The sequence below is a fragment of the Aeromicrobium flavum genome (assembly GCF_007992115.1).
GTDB classification, from domain to species: domain Bacteria; phylum Actinomycetota; class Actinomycetes; order Propionibacteriales; family Nocardioidaceae; genus Aeromicrobium; species Aeromicrobium flavum.
This window is the reverse complement of record NZ_BJZQ01000007.1, coordinates 27,601-47,917: the sequence shown is the minus strand read 5'-3', so window position 1 is coordinate 47,917 and position 20,317 is coordinate 27,601. Positions and strand designations below refer to the sequence as shown.

The 20,317-nt window shown below is 72.2% G+C and carries 13 protein-coding genes and 1 pseudogene; 2 read left to right on the top strand and 12 right to left on the bottom strand.

Annotation, left to right across the window (positions count from 1 at the left end; genetic code table 11):
- Positions 1-65 precede the first annotated feature (65 nt).
- From AFL01nite_RS08820 to nirB, 6 genes are read right to left on the bottom strand one after another with little or no spacing between them, the layout of a single operon-like run.
- On the bottom strand, positions 66-908 hold the full coding sequence (locus tag AFL01nite_RS08820; RefSeq protein ID WP_146827310.1) for a DegV family protein: 843 nt from the start codon (positions 906-908) through the stop codon (positions 66-68).
- A gap of 16 nt (positions 909-924) precedes the next feature.
- Positions 925-4,788 carry a bifunctional nitrate reductase/sulfite reductase flavoprotein subunit alpha gene (locus AFL01nite_RS08815; RefSeq protein WP_146827309.1) on the bottom strand — a complete coding sequence of 1,288 codons (3,864 nt, stop codon included), beginning with the start codon at positions 4,786-4,788 and terminating at the stop codon, positions 925-927.
- 2 nt (positions 4,789-4,790) lie between these two features.
- On the bottom strand, positions 4,791-5,510 hold the full coding sequence (locus tag AFL01nite_RS08810; RefSeq protein ID WP_222593458.1) for a sirohydrochlorin chelatase: 720 nt from the start codon (positions 5,508-5,510) through the stop codon (positions 4,791-4,793).
- Positions 5,492-6,634 (bottom strand): uroporphyrinogen-III synthase, encoded by a 1,143-nt coding sequence (locus AFL01nite_RS08805; RefSeq protein ID WP_146827308.1) that lies wholly within the window; start codon positions 6,632-6,634, stop codon positions 5,492-5,494. The genes AFL01nite_RS08810 and AFL01nite_RS08805 overlap by 19 nt, the downstream gene beginning before the upstream one ends.
- Positions 6,631-6,981, bottom strand: a complete 351-nt coding sequence (nirD, locus tag AFL01nite_RS08800) for a nitrite reductase small subunit NirD (RefSeq protein ID WP_146827307.1) — start codon at positions 6,979-6,981, stop codon at positions 6,631-6,633. The genes AFL01nite_RS08805 and nirD overlap by 4 nt, the downstream gene beginning before the upstream one ends.
- On the bottom strand, positions 6,978-9,542 hold the full coding sequence (gene nirB / locus AFL01nite_RS08795) for a nitrite reductase large subunit NirB (RefSeq protein ID WP_146827306.1): 2,565 nt from the start codon (positions 9,540-9,542) through the stop codon (positions 6,978-6,980). Before nirB ends, nirD begins: the two co-directional genes overlap by 4 nt.
- A 191-nt stretch (positions 9,543-9,733) precedes the next feature.
- Here nirB and AFL01nite_RS08790 point away from each other — a divergent pair, with 191 nt between their 5' ends.
- Positions 9,734-11,059, top strand: coding sequence for an MFS transporter (locus AFL01nite_RS08790; RefSeq protein WP_146827305.1), 1,326 nt, complete (start codon positions 9,734-9,736; stop codon positions 11,057-11,059).
- Between the two features lie 10 nt (positions 11,060-11,069).
- Here AFL01nite_RS08790 and AFL01nite_RS08785 read toward each other — a convergent pair whose 3' ends face one another.
- From AFL01nite_RS08785 to AFL01nite_RS08765, 6 genes and pseudogenes are all read right to left on the bottom strand, one after another.
- Positions 11,070-12,668, bottom strand: coding sequence for an ABC transporter permease (locus tag AFL01nite_RS08785; protein ID WP_146827304.1), 1,599 nt, complete (start codon positions 12,666-12,668; stop codon positions 11,070-11,072).
- Positions 12,665-13,555 (bottom strand): ABC transporter ATP-binding protein, encoded by an 891-nt coding sequence (locus tag AFL01nite_RS08780; RefSeq protein WP_146827303.1) that lies wholly within the window; start codon positions 13,553-13,555, stop codon positions 12,665-12,667. The genes AFL01nite_RS08785 and AFL01nite_RS08780 overlap by 4 nt, the downstream gene beginning before the upstream one ends.
- 27 nt (positions 13,556-13,582) lie before the next feature.
- On the bottom strand, positions 13,583-15,910 hold the full coding sequence (gene leuS, locus AFL01nite_RS08775; RefSeq protein WP_371862820.1) for a leucine--tRNA ligase: 2,328 nt from the start codon (positions 15,908-15,910) through the stop codon (positions 13,583-13,585).
- Positions 15,884-16,378 (bottom strand): annotated as a pseudogene (locus tag AFL01nite_RS15790) (class I tRNA ligase family protein); the annotation flags it as partial. The gene leuS and the pseudogene AFL01nite_RS15790, both read right to left, overlap by 27 nt.
- 79 nt (positions 16,379-16,457) lie before the next feature.
- On the bottom strand, positions 16,458-17,132 hold the full coding sequence (locus AFL01nite_RS08770; RefSeq protein ID WP_146827301.1) for a potassium channel family protein: 675 nt from the start codon (positions 17,130-17,132) through the stop codon (positions 16,458-16,460).
- Positions 17,125-18,480 carry a TrkH family potassium uptake protein gene (locus AFL01nite_RS08765; RefSeq protein WP_246119653.1) on the bottom strand — a complete coding sequence of 452 codons (1,356 nt, stop codon included), beginning with the start codon at positions 18,478-18,480 and terminating at the stop codon, positions 17,125-17,127. The genes AFL01nite_RS08770 and AFL01nite_RS08765 overlap by 8 nt, the downstream gene beginning before the upstream one ends.
- A gap of 49 nt (positions 18,481-18,529) precedes the next feature.
- On the opposite strand from AFL01nite_RS08765, the gene AFL01nite_RS08760 reads away from it, so the two are divergent.
- Positions 18,530-20,317 carry a CDP-glycerol glycerophosphotransferase family protein gene (locus AFL01nite_RS08760; RefSeq protein ID WP_146827299.1) on the top strand — a complete coding sequence of 596 codons (1,788 nt, stop codon included), beginning with the start codon at positions 18,530-18,532 and terminating at the stop codon, positions 20,315-20,317.

Below are 20,317 nucleotides of genomic sequence, written 5' to 3'. Positions count from 1 at the left end.
CCGCACGGAAGCACCCGCGAAGGGGCTGTGGACGACGCAACCGCGAACCCGCCCGCTGTGGACGGTCAGCGAGCGCTGACGGTGACCGCGATCATCCCCGGCCCCACATGGGCGCCGATGTCGGCACCGACCTCGTCGACGGCGATCTCGGCGCGACCGAGCGTGCGCGCCAGCGACTGGGCCACCGACATCGCGACGGACTCGCTGGCCAGGTGCAGCACCCCGATGTCGTAGGGCCCGTCGTGCGACTGCGCCGCCTCGATCCCGAGGGCCTCGAGGCGGGCCAGCGCCTTCGACGACGTGCGCACCTTCTCCAGGGGGGTCACGACGCCGTCCTCGAGGGTCAGGATCGGCTTGACCGCCAGCGCCGAGCCGATCAGGGCCGCGGCTCGACCGATCCGGCCACCACGGCGCAGGTACTCGAGGGTGTCGACGTAGAGCAGGACGCGCGCCGACTCGGCGGACCGGCGGGCCGCCTCGGCGACCGACTCGGGCGAGGCGCCGGCCGCCGCCGACCGGGCGGCACACCCGGCGGCGAACCCGGTGGCGACGCCCACCTGCAGGGTGTCGACGACGTGGACGGGGACGTCGACCCGCTCGGCGGCGAGCCGGGCCGCGTCGACCGTGCCCGAGACCTTGGAGCTGAGGTGGACCGAGACGATCGCGTCGGCGCCGGTGGACGCGAGGGCCCGGTAGACCGCCTGGAACGTCTCGGGCGACGGGCGCGACGTGCTGACGGGGACCGAGTCGGTCAGGGCGTCGGCGATCATGTGGGACGTCACGTCGACGCCCTCGGTGTAGACCCGGGCGCCGATGATGACCGTCGTGGGCACGACCGTGATGCCCCCCCGGGCGGCGTCGTCGGGGTCGAGGGACGCCGTCGAGTCGGTCACCACGGCCACGGTCATGGCCGAAACCCTACTGTCAGTACACGTCCTTGGCGTAGCGGCCGACGGCGGCGAGATCGGCCAGCCACCGGCGGGCGCCCTCGCGGTCGAGGCCGCCGTGCCGCTCGGCGACGTGCAGCAGGGTCGCCTCCACGTCCTTGGCCATGTGCACCCGGTCTCCACAGACGTACACGTGGGCCCCGTCCGCGAGCCAGCTCCACAGCTCGGCCCCGTGCTCGCGCATCCGGTCCTGCACGTAGATCCGCCGGTCCTGGTCGCGTGAGAACGCGGTGTCGAGGCGGGTCAGGACGCCGTCGCGGCGCAGGCCCTCGAGCTCGTCGCGGTACAGGAAGTCGGTGGCCGCGTTCCGGTCGCCGAAGAAGAGCCAGTTCCGGCCGGCGTGCCCGGCCAGCGCGCGGTGGCGCAGGAACCCGCGGAACGGCGCGATGCCGGTGCCGGGGCCGACCATGATCGCGGCGGCGTCCGGGTCCGCCGGGGGTCGGAAGTGCCGCTGGCGCTGGACGTGCACGGTGACGCCGTCGGCCGCCCGGTCGGCCAGGTGCGTCGAGCAGACTCCGTGGCGCCACGACCCGTGCACGCGGTGCCGCACCACCGACACGGTCACCTGCGCCTCGCGCGGGTCCTCGAGCGGGCTCGACGAGATCGAGTACTGACGGGGCGCGAGCGGGCGCAGCGCGCCGAGCCACTGGTCGAGGCGGGCGAGGGTGGGGTGCTCGCGCAGCACGTCGACCGCCTGCCTCCCCCACGACCACGCGTCGAGCGCCTGGCGGTCGTCGGGGTCGGGCAGTCCGGCCGGAAGGACGCCGTGGTGCCGCTCGGCGACGAGCCGCAGCACCTCCGGCGTGATCGCCACCGGGTCGTACCGCTCGGCGAGTGCGTCGAACAGCGGCACCGACTCACCGTCGACGTCGACCGGGGCCTCGCCGTCGAGGCCGGTGAGGGTCAGCCACGCGTCGACGTAGGCCGGGTCGACCCGCGGCGCGACGGCGAGGGCGTCCCCCGGCTCGTACGCGAGGGTCCCCTCGGGCAGGTGGAAGCCGAACCGCCGGACCTCCTTCGAGGACCCGGGCGTCGTCAGCAGCTCGTTGCGCGTGAGCCGGGTGAGCAGCGTCGTGGGCTTGACCGTGACCGGTGCCTCGATGGCGGAGGCGCCCAGGGCACGGCCCACGGCGTCGAGCCAGCGCGCGGCCGGCGCGTCGACGTCCGGCTCGCAGTCGATGCGGTCGGCGAGGCGCTCGGCCCCGAGCTCGGCGAGGCGCGCGTCCAGTCGGCGCCCGAAGCCGCAGAAGTCGGCGTAGGCCGAGTCGCCGAGTGCCAGGACGCTGTACCGCAGGCCCGCAAGGTCGGCCGCGTCCCCAGCGGCGAGGTCGCGCCAGAACGCCTCGGCCTCGCTGGGCGGGTCGCCGTCACCGGTCGTGCTGGTGACGAACAGGACCGAGCCGCGCAGGTCGCCCGGGCGCACCGTCGCCAGGGACCGGTGGGCGGCCGCCACGCCGCCCACCGTGAGCGACCGCACCAGCTCGGGCACGAGCCCCTCGACGCGACCGGTCTGCGACGCGGACAGCACCGTCACTAGGCCCTCGTCAGCCGCGTCCGCGGGCGGGGCGACGGCCGCGAGCACCTCCGCGAACCAGTCACGCAGCGCCGGTGAGACGGGCGCGGACGCCGGCAGCGAGGGGGCGCCGTGCGTGATCGCGGCCAGGTAGCCCGCCAGCCAGGCCGTCTCGGCCTCCGTCGGCTGCGCGTCGGGCGGGGGCGGCTGCGGCAGCCGGATGGGCGCGCGCTCGAGCCGGACGGCGCAGACCTTGTACTCCGGCTGGAGGGAGTCCGGATCGACCGCGTCGTTGGTGAGGGCGTTGACCGCCAGCCCCTCCCCCGTCAGCTCGCCCCAGTGCATCGGCGCGAACGACGTGCCGGGGAGGACGCGGTCGGTGACCACGGCCGGGAGGACGGCCTCACCGCGTCGCGAGACCACCCGCACGGACGACCCGTCGCCGAGGCCGAGGCGCGCGGCGTCGGCCGGGTTGACCTCGATGAACGGGTCCGGGTTGAGCCGGTTCAGCCGCGCGACCTTCCCGGTCTTCGTCATGGTGTGCCACTGGTGCGGCAGCCGACCGGTGTTGAGCACGACCGGGAACTCGTCGTCGGGCAGCTCGGCGGCGTCCAGGTGCGGCCGTGCGTGGAACACCGCGCGGCCGTCGGCGGTGGCGAACCGGATCCGCCCGTCGTCGACGTAGCGCACCGGGTTGCGCCGCGCCCCGCCCGGCGGGCAGGGCCACTGCAGCGGCCCTCGCCGCAGGCGCGGGTAGTCGGCGCCACGGAGGTCGTAGCCCGTGGCGGGGTTGGCGAAGGCGCGGATTTCCTCGAAGACCTCCTCGGCACTGGCGTAGGAGAAGGCGTCGCCGAACCCCAGCCGCGCGGCGATGTCGGCGATCAGCCGCCAGTCGGGACGCGCGTCACCGGGCGGCGACCCGGCCGGCCGGCACAGCGTGAGGTTGCGCTCCGAGTTCACCATCACGCCCTCGGACTCGGTCCAGAGCGCCGCGGGCAGGGCGATGTCGGCGTGGGCGAGCGTCTCGCTCGCGGCGTACGCGTCCTGCACGACCACGACGTCGGCCGCGGCGAGGCCCGCGAGCACGGTCGATCGGTTGGCGACCGAGTGCACCGGGTTGGTGCAGATGATCCAGGCCGCACGCACCTCACCGGCCGCGAGCTGCTCGAAGAGGTCGATCGTGCCGCGACCGACGTCGCTGCGGATCGCTCCGGCCGGCAGCCCCCACGCCTGCTCGCAGAACGCACGGTCGTCGGCCGAGACGACCGAGCGCTGGCCCGGGAGCCCCGGTCCCATGTAGCCCATCTCGCGCCCGCCCATGGCGTTCGGCTGGCCGGTCAGCGAGAACGGACCGGAGCCGGTGCGGCAGATGGCGCCGGTGGCCAGGTGCAGGTTGCAGATCGCGTTCGTGTTCCAGGTGCCGTGCGTGGACTGGTTCAGGCCCATCGTCCAGCAGCTCATCCAGTCGCCGGACGCGGCGATCCACGCGGCGACCGTGCGCAGGTCGTCCTCGGCGATCCCGGTCAGCGCGGCGACGCGGGCCGGCGGGTAGTCGGACAGCATCGCCTCGACCTCGTCCCACCCGCGGGTGTGCGTGTCGATGAAGTCACGGTCGACGGCGTCGGCCTCGACCAGCAGGTGCAGCAGCCCGTTGAGGAACGCCAGGTCGGTGCCGGGGCGGATCTGGCAGAACAGGTCGGCCTTGTCGGCGGTGGCGGTGCGCCGCGGGTCGACGACGACGAGCCGGGCACCGGCCTTGACCCGCTCCATCATCCGCAGGAAGAGGATCGGGTGGGCGTCGGCCATGTTCGACCCGATGACCAGGAACACGTCGGCATGGTCGAAGTCGTCGTAGGAGCCCGGCGGGCCGTCCGACCCGAGCGACTGCTTGTAGCCGGTGCCGGCACTGGCCATGCACAGCCGCGAGTTCGACTCGATGTTGACGGTGCGCAGGAAGCCCTTGGCCAACTTCGTGGCCAGGTACTGCGCCTCGAGCGACATCTGGCCCGAGACGTACAGCGCGACGGCGTCGGGACCGTGCTCGTCGATCACGGCGCGGAACCGGGCGGCGGCCTCGTCGAGCGCGGCCTCGATGCCCACCTCGACGCGGTCCGAGCCGCGGTCGGAGCGCACGGACGCCTTCTCCATCCGACCGGGCGCGTTCAGCAGGTCGGCGGTGGTGGCGCCCTTGGTGCACAGGCGCCCGCGGTTGGCCGGGTGGTCGGCGGTGCCGACGGCACCCGTGACCCGCGGCTCGCCGTGGCGGCGCTCGATCTGCAGCGTCAGGCCGCACCCGACGCCGCAGTACCCGCAGACCGTCTCGACCATGCTCAACCCGCTGCCGCCAGCCCGCGCCCCAGCGCCTCGGCGTACCGCCGGACCACGAGCGAGACGAGCCGCGGGTCGGGGCGACGCTCGTCCAGCAGCGGCGCGGTGACCGCGTCGGCACCGGTGCGCGCGATGGCGTCGTGGAAGTGACCCGGGGCCAGCAGGTGGGTGGCGACGACGACGCGACGGCCATGCCGCCGCACCCGGGCGACGACGTCCGACAGCTGCGCACCGCAGTGGCCGACGTGCCCGAGCTCGACCGGACGGCGCAGCCGGGCCGACAGGGCCGCGGCGGTGGCGCGCAGGTCCTCGAGCGCGCGGGGATCGCTGGACGCCGACGCCCCGAGGACCACGACGTCGTCGGCGGCGAGTCCCTTTTCCGCGAGGCGGGACACGAGCAGGTCGGTGACGACGGGGTCGGGTCCGAGGGGCCGCGCGGCGACATGGCCGGGGCGCGCTGCGACGGCGGACGCGATGTCGTGGTGGACGTGGTAGCCGGCCGACAGCAGCAGTGGCACGACCACGGCGGGACGGTCGGCCACGCGGTCCGTGACCTCGGGCAGTGCGGGCTCCTGCACGTCGACCCAGGTCCCCACGACCTCGGTGCCGTGCATCGCACGACGCACGGCCTCCACGAGGTCGGCCACCGCGGCGGCGCCACGGGCCGACCGGGTGCCGTGGCTGCAGGCGATCAGCACCGGACTCATCGGACGGACGACCATGACAGCTCCTCCCGCTCGAGCGGCGCCAGGCGGAAGCCCCGCTTGACGACGGTCTTGACCAGCTCGCGGTCGCCGAGCGCCTCACGCAGCCGACCCACCGCGACGTCGGCGGCGTGGGGGTCGGCGGTGGCCCGCGGCAGCACGGCCAGGACCTGGTCGCGCGTGAACACGGCGCCGGGCTCCGACGCCAGCAGCCGCAGCACCGCCAGGGCGGCGGGCGAGAGGGCGAGGACCTCGTGATCGAGGGTCGCGGCCGTCCCGTGTACCCGCAGCCGGCCCCCGACGACGTCGACCCCGAGGTCCTCGCGGCCGAAGTGGACGACGATCGATCGCACGAGCGCGCCGAGGCGGCCCCGGTCGGGCACGAGCGGCTGGAAACCGGCGACCACGAGCGGCTCGGCGGTGACCGGTCCGACGGCGGCGAGGACGAGCCGGCCCGTGCGCGCGAGCTCCAGCAGCGCCGGCAGCTCGCCGAACTCGCGCACCACCGTGAGCCAGGCGCTCGCACCGGGCGCGGAGGTGAAGACGATGGCGTCGAAGCCGCCGGCCCCGGCGTCGCGGACCGAGCGCTCGACCGCCTCGGGGTCCGGCGGCGGCCCCCACCGGTAGACGACGAGCGTCACCGTCGAGGCGCCGGCGGCGATCACGGCCGACTCGAGGCCGTCGTCGCCGGCTCCGTGGTGCTGGACGGCGATGCGCTGGCCGTCGACCCCCTCGGCCACGAGGTACTCGGCCATCTCGCGCGACGTCTCGGACTCGGCGATCCAGTCGGCCACGAGCCCCGCGGCCTGGATGGCGCCGCGGGCCTTGGGCCCGCGCGCGACGATCCGGGCCTGCGACAGCACGTCGTGCAGCGGCTCGAGCAGGCCCACCGACTCGGCGGTCTCGAGCCAGCTGCGGAAGCCGATCGCGGTCGTCACCACGAGCACGTCCGGCGGGTCGTCGATGAGCTGCTGCGTGCGCCGCACGAGCGTCTCCTCGTCGATGTGCGCCTCGACCCCGAGCGTCGCGGCCGTGTGCACCTGAGCGCCCCGGCGGACCAGCGCGCTGGCCAGGTCGGTGGCGCGGCGCTGGGCGGTGACGAGGATGCGGGTGCCGGCGAGCACGGGTCCGTGGGGCGTCACGCGTCACCCCGTCGCAGCCACACGACGTCGTCGACCACCCGGACGTCCCACCGGCCCAGCGTGACCTCGGGGTCGTCCAGGCACTGCCCGGTCCGCAGGTCGAACACCTGCTTGTGCAGCGGCGAGGCGACCGTCGGCACGTCGCCGCGCGAGCCCACGAGCCCGCGCGCCATGACGTTCGAGCCCGTGAACGGGTCGCGGTGGCCCACGGCGAGGATCTCGTCGGCGAGACGGAAGATCGCGACCTGCTCGCCCTCGACGAGGGCTGCTGCGCCACGGTCGATCCAGAGCCGGTCGACCGTGCACACCGCGATCCACGCCGCTTCGGGCACCAGTGCGGCACTCATGCCGAGACCTCCTTCGTACGGACGGACAGCTCGGTCCCGGCGATCACGACGGGTCCGGCGGGTCGGCGCTGGCCGCGCTCCTCGACGTACGCCAAATCGGGATCCGGCGTGTCCGGGGCGTTCACGAAGGACCCGAACTGGGCCAGCTTCTCGGGGTCGGCCAGGGTCTGGGCCCATTCGTCGGCGTAGTTCTCGACATGCGCGGCCATCTGCGCGTCCAGCTCCTCCCCCAGACCGAGCGAGTCGTTCAGCACGACGTCGCGCACGTGCTCGATGCCGCCCTCGATCGACTCGATCCAGGGCGCCGTCCGCTGCAGCCGGTCGGCCGTGCGCACGTAGTACAGCAGGAATCGGTCGATGGCCCGGACGAGCTCCTCGGTGGTGAGATCCTCGGCGAACAGCTGGGCGTGCCGGGGCGTGAACCCGCCGTTGCCGCCGACGTACATGTTCCAGCCGTGGTCGGTGGCGATCACGCCGACGTCCTTGCCGCGGGCCTCCGCGCACTCGCGCGCGCACCCCGAGACGCCGAGCTTGATCTTGTGCGGCGACCGCAGGCCGCGGTACCGGTTCTCCAGGTCGACGGCCAGCCCGACGGAGTCCTGCACGCCGTAGCGGCACCAGGTCTGGCCGACGCACGACTTCACGGTGCGCAGGCTCTTGCCGTAGGCGTGACCCGACTCGAAGCCCGCGTCGACGAGCCGCTTCCAAATGGCCGGCAGCTGCTCGATGCGGGCGCCGAAGAGGTCGATCCGCTGGCCGCCGGTGATCTTCGTGTAGAGGCCGAACTCGGCGGCGACCTGACCGATGACGATGAGTCCCTCGGGCGTCACCTCGCCGCCGGCGATGCGCGGGACGACCGAGTAGGTGCCGTCCTTCTGCATGTTGGCCATGACGTGGTCGTTGGTGTCCTGCAGCCGCGCGTTCTCGCGGTCGAGCACGTGGCCGCGGCCCAGGCTCGACAGGATCGAGGCCGCGACCGGGCGGCAGATGTCGCAGCCGCTCCCCCGGCCGTGCTTCTCGATCAGCTCGCTGAACGAGCCGATGCCGGTGACGGCGACGATCTCGTACAGCTCGCTGCGGCTGACGTCGAAGTGCTCGCACAGGGCGTTGCTGACGGTGATGCCCTGGGACTCCAGTTCAGCGTTGACGATCTGCTTCACCAGCGGCACGCACGAGCCGCAGCTGGTGCCCGCCTTGGTGCAGGACTTCACCCCCGCGAGGTCGGTGCACTCGCCGCCGCTGATCGCGCAGCGGATCGTGCCCGCCGAGACGTTGTTGCACGAGCAGACCGTGGCCGTGTCGGGCAGCGCGCCGGTCGAGGGCGGCTCGACGCCGTCGGGCATGAGCCACGCGGCCGGGTCGCTGCCGAGCTCGTTGTCGACCATCGGCCGCAGGCTCGTGTACGCCGAGGCGTCGCCGACGAGCATGCCGCCGAGCAGGGTCGAGGCGTCGTCGCTCATGACGAGCTTCTTGTAGACGCCGGCCAGCGGATCGGCGTAGACGACCTCGAGGCTGCCGCCCTTGGCGGCGAACGCGTCGCCGAAGCTGGCGACGTCGACGCCCATGAGCTTGAGCTTCGTCGAGAGGTCGGCGCCGGTGAAGGCGGCCGCGCCGCCGAGCATCCGGTCGGCGACGACCTCGGCCATCGTGTAGCCCGGGCCCACGAGGCCCCAGACCCGGTCGGCGATGCACGCGACCTCGCCGATCGCCCAGATGTGCTCGTCGCTGGTGCGGCAGGCCTCGTCGGCCATGACGCCACCGCGCGGGTGCACCTCCAGCCCGGCCTCCCGGGCGAGCTCGTCGCGGGGGCGCACGCCGGTGGCGAAGACGACGACGTCAGCGGGGATCGTCTCGCCGTCGGCGAAGGTCATGCGGCCGACCTTCTTGGTGCCGCGACCGGTGCGCACGGACGTGGTGGCCGTGGACGTGCGCACCTCGACCCCGAGGCCCTCGATCAGCCGGCGCAGCGCCTGGCCGCCGGCGAGGTCGAGCTGGACGGGCATGAGCCGGTCGGCGAACTCGACGACCGTGCACTCGGCGCCGAGCTCGCGCAGGGCGCCCGCGGCCTCGAGGCCGAGCAGGCCGCCGCCGATGACCACGCCGCGGGCCGGATGGCCCAGCTGCTGCCCCCGGTCGCGCACCCAGGTGCGCAGCTCGGTGACGTCGTCGACCGTGCGGTAGACGAAGCAGCCGGGCAGGTCCGCCCCGTCGACCGGCGGCACGGACGCGTAGGAGCCGGTCGCGAGCACGAGCTCGTCGTAGTGCTCCTGCTTGCCGTGGACCGTGACCGTGCGGGCCTCACGGTCGATGCCGGTGACCCTCGCGTTGCGGTGCAGCCGGACCCCCGGGGCACGCCACAGGGCCTGGTCGCCCAGCAGCAGCTCGTCGGGGTCGGCCACCGTGAAGAAGGAGGTCAGCGCGACCCGGTCGTACGGCGGCCGGCTCTCCTCGCCGAACACGTCGACGTCCCACTGGGCGGTGGCACCCCGCTCGACGAGGGCCTCGACCAGACGACGGGCGACCATGCCGGCACCGACCACGATGAGTCTCTTGCGTTCCATGCCTCCAGCGTCGTCGGCCCAGGTTTCCGGCCCGAACAATGCATGTAACGGACGATGACATCCCTGTCACGACCGCACCGTGGCCGCTGTGAGCAGAACGTTCCCGCCCGGTTACCGGCAGGCGCGGTCGGGTGAAACGCGCCGTTCCTACCGTCGTCGGCATCCGACCCCGCCCTGCGTCAGGAGCGCTGATGACCACCGTGAACAACACCGACCTCTCGACCGGCCTCGTCCACCGCAAGGGGCGCTGGATCGACGGCTGGAACCCCGAGGACGAGTCCCAGTGGGAGGGCCCGGGCCGGGCCATCGCCCGCCGGAACCTCGTCGTGTCCGTCTTCGCCGAGTTCTTCGGCTTCATGATGCTCGGCGTGTGGAGCATCGTCGTCCCGAACCTCGGCGACGCCGGCTTCGACTACACGAGCGACCAGCTGTACTGGCTGATCGCGCTGCCCGGCCTGACGGGTGCGGCCATGCGGATCCTCTACACGTTCATGGTCCCGGTGTTCGGCGGCCGCAACTGGACCGTCATCTCCTCGCTGCTGCTGCTCATCCCGGCCGCGGGCCTGGCCTGGGCCGTGAGCGACCCCTCCACCCCGTTCGCCGTGATGCTGCTGATCGCGTCGCTGGCCGGCTTCGGCGGCGGCAACTTCGCCTCCTCGATGGTCAACATCTCGTTCTTCTACCCGCAGCGCGAGAAGGGCAAGGCGCTCGGCATCAACGCCGCCGGCGGCAACCTGGGCACCGGCATCGTGCAGCTGGTCGTGCCCCTGATCATCACCTCCGGTGCCGGCATCGCGCTGGAGCGCGCCGGCCTGATCTTCATCCCCGCGGCGATCCTGTCGGCGCTGGCGGCCCTCCTGCTCATGAACAACCTCTCCAACGCGGCGTCCGACCTGCGCAGCTACGCCCTGGCCGTCCACAACCACCACACCTGGGTGATCTCGTTCCTGTACATCGGCACGTTCGGCTCGTTCCTAGGCTTCTCGCTGACGTTCCCGACGCTGATGAAGGCCATGCACCCCGACGTGCCGATCGCCGTCGCGTTCCTCGGCGCCGCCACCGGCGCGCTGATGCGCCCGTTCGGCGGCGCGCTGGCCGACCGCCTCGGCGGCACCCGCGTGACGATGGCCTCGTACCTCGCGATGGGCGTCGGTGTCGTCGGGCTCGTGCTGACCCTCGACGACGCCGGATTCGGGCTCTTCCTGGGCCTGTTCCTGCTGCTCTTCGGCGCCGCGGGCATCGGCAACGGGTCGGTCTACCGGATGATCCCGATCGCCTTCCAGATCGGCGTGCGCGACGTCGAGGGACGGGCCCGCGGGCACCGCGCCGCCGCCGGCTGCATCGGCATCGCCGGCGCCGTCGGAGCCCTGGGCTCGTTCTTCGTGCCGCGGACGTTCGCCGAGCTGGGCATCACGGGCGGGCTGTGGGCCTTCGCCGCGGTCTACGCGGTGATGCTCGTCGTGGCCTGGGGCGTCTACGCCCGACCCGGCACCGACACCCACGCGGCCCGGGTCTGAGACGCGCGGGTCACGGCGTCGTGACGTCGCGGCGCCGGAAGGCCCACAGGCCCCACCCGACCGCGCCGGCCGCCAGGGCGAGCTCGACCAGGCCGGGAACCGGGTCGAAGTCCTCGACCGGCACCTCCGGCAGGTGCGAGAACGGCGAGACGGCGTCGACCCAGCTCGGCAGCCGGAGCGTCTCTCCCAGGAGGACCTGGACGACGACGAACGCCACCACGGCCCACGCCAGGAGGGACCGGCGCGGCCACAGCCCGACGACGGCGACCGCAAGGGCGGCCACGACGAGCACCCCCGGCAGGTAGCTCGTCTGGCCGCCCACGTGCTCGACGACCCGGTCCCACTCCCCCGTCCCGACCGCGTAGCCCACGGCCAGGCCCAGACCCATCAACAGCGTCAGCAGCAGGACACCGGCGAAGGCGACCACCGCGGCCGCGGCCATCCACGACGTCCTCCTGACTCCGGTGGCCAGCACCAGCTCGGCGCGACCGGACTCCTCCTCGGCACGCAGGCGGAGCACGGAGGTGACCACGAAGCCGCAGGAGGCCGCGGCCATGAACAAGAAGATGTACCGCAGGAACGCGTCGGTCAGCGCCTGCTCGACGTCCGGGGACGCGCCGATGACCTCGGCGATGTCCGGGTTCGACGCCACCAGATCGGGAATGGTCGGCATCACCGCGCCGTAGAGCAGTCCGAGCGCCGTCAGGCCGACGGCCCACCCGATGAGCAGGCCCCGTTGGAGACGCAGGGTCAGGCCCAGCGGTGTGCCGAGGAAGCGCGAGGCACGCGGCCGGCCGGGGCGCGCCGGAAGCACGCCGCCCGCGAAATCGCGATGGACCGTCAGCCAGCCGGCCACGCCGAGCAGCGCCGCCGTCAGCAGCACGACCGGCACCGCCGGCCACCACTGCTCGGCACCGAACGCGTCCATCCGTTGCGCCCAGCCGAACGGCGACACCCACACGAGTGCGTTGTCCTGCATCGCGCCCACGCCCCGGACCAGGTACCCGACGGCGATCGCGGCGCCCGCGAGCCCGAGCGCCTCACGGGCCGACGTCGCGACCTGCACGGCGACGAGCGTGATCGCGACGTAGCAGAGGCCGAGCAGGGTCAGCCCGGCACCGTAGGTCACGCTGCCGAGGAGGCCCAGATCCACCGCGAGCATCGAGACGGTCGTGACGAGGCCGATCACGAGCGCCGCAGCGACGCCGTAAAGCAGCGCCGCGAGGGTGGCGGCGTGACGACCCACCACGGTCGAACGGACCAGCTCGGCCCGGCCGCTCTCCTCCTCGGCCCGGGTGTGCCGCACCACCAGGAACATCACCATGAGGCAGATGCCCAGCTGGGCCACCTGCGAGATCTCGTTGGCGACGATGCCACCCAAGGTGTCGATGCCCGCCTGACGACCGGACATCAGATGGCTGACGGGACTCGTCCCGACCGCGCCCGCGTACCCGGCGACCTTCTCGGGCGTGTCGTAGAACGATGGGACGGCCAGCGCACTGGCGGTGATCGTTCCCCCGAGACCGACGATCCACGCGGGCAGGATCCAGCGGTCGCGGCGCAGGATGAGCCGGACGAGGTGCCTGGTCCCCGTGAAGGGCGAGCTCACGCCGTCGCCTCCTCGCCGTACTGCCGCAGGAAGAGCTCCTCCAGCGTCGGCGGGTGGACGGAGAGGGAGCGCACCCCGAGCGGTGCGAGCGCCTGCACGGCCGCGTCGAGGTGGACGGAGTCGACGTCGAAGGTGATCCGCGCGCCGACGAACCGCGGGTGGTGGACCCCGTCGACCTCGGCCAGGTGCGCGGCGGACCGGGCGGTCTCGGCGATGACCGTCGTGCGAGTGAGGTGGCGCAACTCGGCCAGCGAGCCGCTCTGCACCACCTGTCCCGCCCGGATGATGCTGATCCGGTCGGACAGCGCCTCGGCCTCCGCCAGGATGTGCGAGCTCAGCAGCACGGTCGCGCCCTCGTCCTTCAGCTCGAGCACAGCCTGCTGGAACTCCTTCTCCATGAGGGGGTCGAGTCCCGAGGTCGGCTCGTCGAGCAGGTAGAGCTCGGCCCGGCTGGCCAACGCGGCGATGAGCGCGACCTTCTGCCGGTTCCCCTTGGAGTAGGTGCGGCACTTCTTCGTCGGATCGAACTCGAACCGCTCGATCGTCTCGGCGCGGCGCCGCTCGTCCAGGCCTCCCCGCAGGCGGGCCAGGACGTCGATGACCTCGCCGCCGGTGAGCCCGGGCCACAGGGCCACGTCGCCGGGCACGTACGCGATCCGCCGATGCAGCTCCGCCGCCTCGCCCCACGGGTCCCCGCCGAGCAGGGTGGCCCGGCCGGAGTCGGCCTTCAGCAGCCCCAGCAGCACGCGGATCGCGGTCGACTTGCCGGCCCCGTTGGGCCCGAGGAAGCCGTGGACCTCACCGGCCTCGACCGTCAGGTCGACACCGTCCAGGGCGCGTACGGCTCCGAAGGTCTTGACGACCCCCTCCAACTCGACTGCGGCCACGCCCTCATCGTGGCACGGCGAGGGTCCTCAGACGACGACGCTAACCAGCTTCGGCGCGCGCACGATCACCTTGCGGACCTCGCGGTCGCCGATCGTGCGGGCCACGTTGGGCTCGGCCAGCGCGAGGGCGGTGAGGTCCTCGTCGCTGATGTCGGCGGGGACCTCGACCTTGCCCCGGACCTTGCCCTGGATCTGCACGACGCAGGTGACGAGGTCCTCGACGAGGTACTGCGGGTCGGCCACCGGCCACGACTCGTAGGTCAGCGTGTGCTCGTGGCCCAGCCGCGACCACAGCTCCTCGGCGACGTGGGGCGCCACCGGCGCGAGCATCAGCACGAGCGACTCGATGACCGAGCGCGAGCGGACCGACTCCTTGGTCAGGTGGTTGGTCAGCTCGATCAGCTTGGCGATCGCGGTGTTGAAGCGCAGCTCGCCCATGTCCTCGGTGACGCCGTCGATCGCCCGGTGCAGGGCGCGCAGCGTGGCGGTGTCGGGCTCGCTGTCGTCGACGACGACCTCACCGGACTCCTCGTCGACGACGAGACGCCAGACCCGCTGCAGGAACCGCTGCGAGCCGACGACGGCGCGCGTGTCCCACGGCCGCGACTGCTCGAGCGGGCCCATCGACATCTCGTACACGCGCAGGGTGTCGGCGCCGTAGGCGTCGTACATGTCGTCGGGCGTGACGGAGTTCTTCAGGCTCTTGCCCATCTTCCCGTACTCACGGTTGACCGGCCTGCCCTCGAAGAACCACTGGCCGTCGCGCTCCTCGACCTCGTCGGCCGGGACGTAGACGCCGCGCTCGTCGGTGAACGCGTACGCCTGGATGTAGCCCTGGTTGATGAGCCGCTGGAACGGCTCCTCGGAGCTGATGTGGCCCAGGTCGAACAGCACCTTGTGCCAGAAGCGCGCGTACAGCAGGTGCAGCACCGCGTGCTCGACGCCGCCGACGTAGAGGTCGACGCCACCGGCCTCGCCGGGGGCCTTCGGGCCGAGCCAGTAGCGCTCGTTCTGCGGATCGGTCAGGACGTCGGTGTTGGTCGGGTCGGTGTACCGCAGCTCGTACCAGCTGGAGCCGGCCCAGTTCGGCATCGTGTTGGTCTCGCGGCGGTAGCGCTTCGGGCCGTCGCCGAGGTCGAGCTCGACCTCGACCCACTCGGGCACGCGGGCCAGTGGCGGCTCGGGCATGCTCGTGGCGTCGTCGGGCTCGAACGTCTTGGGCGAGTAGTCGGGCACCTCGGGCAGCTCGACCGGCAGCATCGAGTCGGGCAGCGCGATGGCGCGGCCGTCCTCGTCGTAGACGATCGGGAAGGGCTCGCCCCAGTAGCGCTGCCGGCTGAACAGCCAGTCGCGCAGCCGGTACGTCGTGGTGCCCTCGCCCAGCCCGCGCTGCTCCAGCCACGCGATGATCGCGCTCTTGGCCTCGTCGACACCCAGGCCGTCGAGGCTGACGCCCTCGTCGCCGAACGTGTCGGTGTTGTCGGAGTTGATCGCGACGCCGTCGCCGGTCCAGGGCAGGACCTCGTCCTCGGGCGACTGCACGACCGGGACGATGCGCAGGCTCAGCTCGGTGGCGAACTCGAAGTCGCGCTCGTCGTGCCCGGGCACGGCCATGATGGCGCCCGTGCCGTAGCCCATGAGGACGTAGTCGGCGATGAAGACGGGGACGGCCTCGCCGTTGACGGGGTTGGTGGCGAAGGAGCCGGTGAAGACGCCGGTCTTCTCCTTGTTCTCCTGGCGCTCGACGTCGGTCTTCGCGGCGGCCGTGCGGCGGTACTGCGCGATCGCGGTGATCGGGTCGGGAGCGCCCCCGGTCCAGCGCTCGTCGACGGCGTCGGGCCACGTCTCGGCGGCCAGGTCGTCGACCAGCGGGTGCTCGGGCGCCAGCACCATGTACGTGGCGCCGAACAGCGTGTCGGGACGCGTCGTGAAGACCTCGACGGGCCCGGCGGCGGACTCGAAGCGCACCTGCGCGCCGTGCGAGCGGCCGATCCAGTTGCGCTGCATCATCTTGACCGGCGTGGGCCAGTCGACCCGCTCGAGGTCGTCGATCAGCCGGTCGGCGTACGCCGTGATCCGCATCTGCCACTGGCGCAGGTTGCGCTTGAAGACCGGGAAGTTGCCGCGCTCGCTGCGGTTGTCGGCCGTGACCTCCTCGTTCGCCAGCACGGTGCCCAGGCCCGGGCACCAGTTGACCGGCGACTCGCTGATGTAGGCCAGCCGGTACTGGTCGATGACCGCGGGGTCGTCGGTGCCCAGCTCGTCGATCAGCTCGGCGATGGGGCGCGCCTTGCCCTGGTCGGCGTCGTACCAGGAGTTGAAGATCTGCAGGAAGATCCACTGCGTCCAGCGCATGAACTCGGGATCGATCGTGGCGAAGGAGCGGCGGTTGTCGTGGGCCAGGCCCAGCCGGCGCAGCTGACGCCGCATGTTGGCGATGTTCTCGAGCGTCGTCTCGCGCGGGTGGCGGCCGGTCTGGACGGCGTAGATCTCGGCCGGCAGGCCGAAGGCGTCGTAGCCCAGCGCGTGCAGCACGTTGTCGCCCTGCATCCGGCGGAAGCGGCCGACGACGTCGGTGGCGATGTAGCCCAGCGGGTGGCCGACGTGCAGGCCCGCACCGGAGGGGTACGGGAACATGTCCATCAGGAAGTACTTGGAGCCGTGCGCGTTGTGCCGCGGGTCGTCGGTGGCGAGCTCGCCGACGGGGTTGGGCGCCTCGAACGTGCCCTCGGCCTCCCAGCGGTCCTGCCACGCCGTCTCGATCCGGCCGGCGTACTCACTGGTGTACCGATGTGCCGCACCCTCCGGTGCCGCGCCCTCCACACTGTCCTGGTTGCTCACCGGTCAAGGTTATCCGCAGGCCTCCCGGCTCCCGCGCGCGCTCCGCGTCGTCCGTCGCCTCCTACGAGTTGCCCAGTGCGCAGAAGGTCTCGACCTTCTTGGTGGGCCCCGACACGATCAGCTCGTCGGACGCCGCGATCGACGTCTCGGGCCGCGCGTACGTGAAGTCCTCGCCGCGGCGCTTGACGCCGACGACCGTGACGCCGAACCGCGCCCGCAGCTGCGACTCGAGCAGGGTGCGCCCCGCCGCCAGCCGCGGTGCGCGCGTGCGCGCGATCGAGAAGCCGTCGTCGAACTCGATGTAGTCGATCATCGCGCCGGTGACCATGTGGGCCACACGCTCGCCCATGGCCGACTCGGGTCGCACGACGTGCGTGGCGCCGACGCGCTCGAGGATGCGGGCGTGCTTGGCGTTGATCGCCTTGGCCCAGACCTCCGAGACGCCCAGCTCGACGAGGCTCAGCACCGTGAGGACGCTGGCCTCGATGTCGGTGCCGATGCCCACGACGGCGCGGTCGAACTGCTCGGCGCCGATCTGGCGCAGGGCCTCGGTGTCGGTGGTGTCGGCCGACACGACGTGGGTGAACTCGCTGGCGAAGCGCTGCACCAGGTTGGCGTCCTCGTCGACGCCCAGGACGTCGTGGCCGAGCCGGACCAGCGACCGCGCGACGGCGGAGCCGAACCGACCCAGTCCCACGACGAGGACGGGCGCGGTGAGGGAGTCGTTGTTAGCCAATGATCGGTTGCTCCTCGGGAAGGTGATACCTGGATTGGCGTCGCCGCAGCACGAACGCGGAGGCTGCCGTAATCGTGCCCACTCGGCCGATGAACATCAAGACGATGAGCACCAGGCGTCCGGGCAGATTGAGGTCGGGGGTGAGGCCGGTCGACAGACCCACGGTGCCGAAGGCCGACGCGGACTCGAACAGTCCGTCGGCGAACGTGACGGCCGAGAACATCATCAGCAGCATCGCGCCGGCCGTCACGAGGCCCACGGCGATCAGGGCGATGCTCAGCGCCGTGCGGATCGTGCGCGAGTTGATCGCCCGGCTGCCGATGCGCACCTGCTCCTCGCCGCGCAGCTCGGCCAGGATGACGTAGCCCAGCAGCAGGAACGTCGTGACCTTGATGCCGCCCGCGGTCGAGGCGCTGCCGCCGCCGATGAACATCATGATGACCGCGGTGAACAGCGTGACCGGCTCGACCTGGCCCCAGTCGAAGCTGTTGAAGCCGCCGGACCGCGGCATGATGCCGCCCTCGACGCCGGTGACGAGCTTGTCGATCGGGCTCAGGCCGCCGATCGTCGCGGGATTGTTCCACTCGACCGCCACGAACAGGGTCGAGGCCACGACCAGCAGGAACAGCGATCCCCACACCGTCAGGCGGGTGTGGATCGTCCAGGTCCTGGGCGAGCGCCACTCCTGGTAGAGCTCGGCCAGGACGGGGAAGCCCACGCCGCCGGCGAAGACCGCCACCGAGATCGGCAGGATCACCGCGTAGTCGCCGGCGTAGCCGGTGAGGCTGTCGGCGTGCAGCGAGAAGCCGGCGTTGTTGAAGGCCATGACGGCGTCGAACACGCCGTGCCACAGCGAGTAGGCGAACGAGTCGAAGTAGTGCGTCGAGTACCGCAGCGTGAGGACGACCGCCGTGACGCCCTGGAACACCAGCATCGTGAAGGCGACACGCTTGAACAGCGGGCCGACGTCGCCCAGGCTCACGACGTGCATGTCGGTCTGGGCCGCGAGCCGGGTGCGCAGGCCCAGGCGCCCACCGACGAACAGGCCCAGCACGGTCGTCATGGCGATGATGCCGATGCCGCCGATCTCGACGAGCACGAGGATGATCGCGTGGCCGATCGGCGACCAGTAGCTGCCGGTGTCGACCGTGGCGAGGCCCGTCACCGTCACCGCCGAGGTGGCCGTGAAGAAGGCGTCCATGAACGACGGATCGCGCTCTCCCTCACGCGCGAAGGGCATGAGGAGCATCAACGTGCCGAGCACGATGAGCGAGAGGAAGGCCAGCGGCAGCAATCGCACGGGGTGGGCGATCGACGCCGGGAGGCGAAGACGACGGCGCCAGGGCACGCCCCGACGGTACACGGGTCCGTCGGGACCGACGCGGTAGATTGCCGCCATGGCTTCCCCGGCTCGATTCCTGCGTGTCCTCGCGTCTCGAGTGGGTCACAGCTCGGAGCTGCCGGGACTGTTGCTGGTCAACGTGCTGCCCCTCCTGGCGTTGCTGCTGGTGATCGTGGGACAGGACCTCGCCGCCGTCATCGCCGTGCTCGCCTCCGCCGCGGCCGAGTGGTGGCTCGAGCGCCACTCCCCCGTGTCGGCGATGCTGCTGCGCCAGGCCACCGCCGGACCGCCGCTGCGCTTCGCGGTGCGGGTGCTCATCTCGCTGCTGGCGACGACGCAGTTCCACGACCGCGCGGCGCAGGACGCCTTCGCCGTCGTCGCGATCCTCGTCGTCTCGGGCCTGTGCGGCCGTGCCCTGCACGCCGAGTACCGCCGGATCGGCCCCCTCAAGCCGATGCGCACCCGGCACATCCCCGGCGCCACGCGCATCGACGAGGAGCCGACCAGCCGGCCCGCCCTCGCGACGCTGGTCCAGCTGGCCGCCCTCGCGCCCGCCGTGCTCGGTGCGACGTGGTGGGTGGTGCTGCTCGTCGGCGTGGCCGCCTTCGCCGCCCTGCTGGCCGGCACGATCCCCGACTTCCTCACCAGCTGGCGGATGCGGACGGCCAAGCGCGCCACCGGGTTCACCCCGCAGCTGTCCGCCGTCCAGGCGTTCCTCGACGAGTACCGGCCCGAGGTCATCGTCCACCTCTCGGGTCCCGACACCGCGGCCTACCAGATCAACACGTGGATCGAGTCGCTCGAGGCGCTCGACCAGCGGGTGTTCGTGGTGCTGCGCGACCATCCCCTGTTCGAGAAGATGGCCGCCTCCACCCTGCCGACGCTGTCGCTGCCGGCGCCTGGCGAGCTGCTCATGCTCGACTTCTCGATGGCCAAGGTCGCGCTCTACCCGGCCAACACCGGCAACAACATCCACCTGCTGCGCCTGCCCACGATGATGAGCGCGTTCATCGGGCACGGCGACAGCGACAAGAGCGCCTCCAACAACCCGTTCTCGCGGGTCTACGACGAGCTCTGGGTCGCCGGTGAGGCCGGCGCCGACCGCTACCGCCGATCGGGCCTGCACATCCCCGAGGACCAGTTCCGGTTCGTCGGGCGGCCGCAGGCGCACGCGATCCGGCCGACCCCGCGCGTGGGCGACGCCGAGGTCCCGACCGTGCTCTACGCCCCGACCTGGGAGGGCGTGAACCAGCACCAGGAGTACTCGTCCCTGCGCGCCATCGGCGTGAAGCTCGTCGACGCCCTGCTCGCCGACGGCTCGGTGCGCGTCGTCTACAAGCCGCACCCGTTCACCGGCCAGCGCGACGCCAAGTACCGGGCCGCGCACGCCGCGCTCGTCCGCCGCCTGGACGAGGCGAAGCTGCGCACCGGCATCGACCACCGGGTCGTGATGAAGGGCTCGCTGACCGACTGGATGAACCAGTCCACCGCCCTGGTCAGCGACATCTCCAGCGTGCTGTCGGACTGGCTGGCCGGCGAGAAGCCGTACGCGGTCTTCAACCACACCGGCGTCAGCACCAAGCAGTTCCGCGAGGAGTACCCGTCGAGCGCCGCCGCGACCCTCCTCGACCGCGACGCGCACGGGGTCGACGAGCTCCTCGAGGTCGTCACGGGTCGCGGGCCCGACCAGCTCTCGGAGTACCGGTCCAAGCTCGCGACGTACCTGCTCGGGCCGCCCGAGCAGCGCACGATCGAGGCCTTCCGCGAGGCCGTCACCGCCTTCGTCGCCCGCTCCGAGCGTGAGCGGTCCGTCTACCGGACGGACCTCACCGATAGCCTGTGA

Excerpts from the sequence above, each read along its gene's own strand:
- AFL01nite_RS08790 (WP_146827305.1), top strand. The coding sequence starts at position 9,734 with ATGACCACCGTGAACAACACCGACCTCTCGACCGGCCTCGTCCACCGC.
- AFL01nite_RS08810 (WP_222593458.1), bottom strand. The coding sequence starts at position 5,510 with ATGGTCGTCCGTCCGATGAGTCCGGTGCTGATCGCCTGCAGCCACGGC.
- AFL01nite_RS08820 (WP_146827310.1), bottom strand. The coding sequence starts at position 908 with ATGACCGTGGCCGTGGTGACCGACTCGACGGCGTCCCTCGACCCCGAC.
- AFL01nite_RS08815 (WP_146827309.1), bottom strand. The coding sequence starts at position 4,788 with ATGGTCGAGACGGTCTGCGGGTACTGCGGCGTCGGGTGCGGCCTGACG.
- nirD (WP_146827307.1), bottom strand. The coding sequence starts at position 6,981 with ATGAGTGCCGCACTGGTGCCCGAAGCGGCGTGGATCGCGGTGTGCACG.
- AFL01nite_RS08760 (WP_146827299.1), top strand. The coding sequence starts at position 18,530 with ATGGCTTCCCCGGCTCGATTCCTGCGTGTCCTCGCGTCTCGAGTGGGT.
- leuS (WP_371862820.1), bottom strand. The coding sequence starts at position 15,910 with ATGCGCTGGACGCAGTGGATCTTCCTGCAGATCTTCAACTCCTGGTAC.
- nirB (WP_146827306.1), bottom strand. The coding sequence starts at position 9,542 with ATGGAACGCAAGAGACTCATCGTGGTCGGTGCCGGCATGGTCGCCCGT.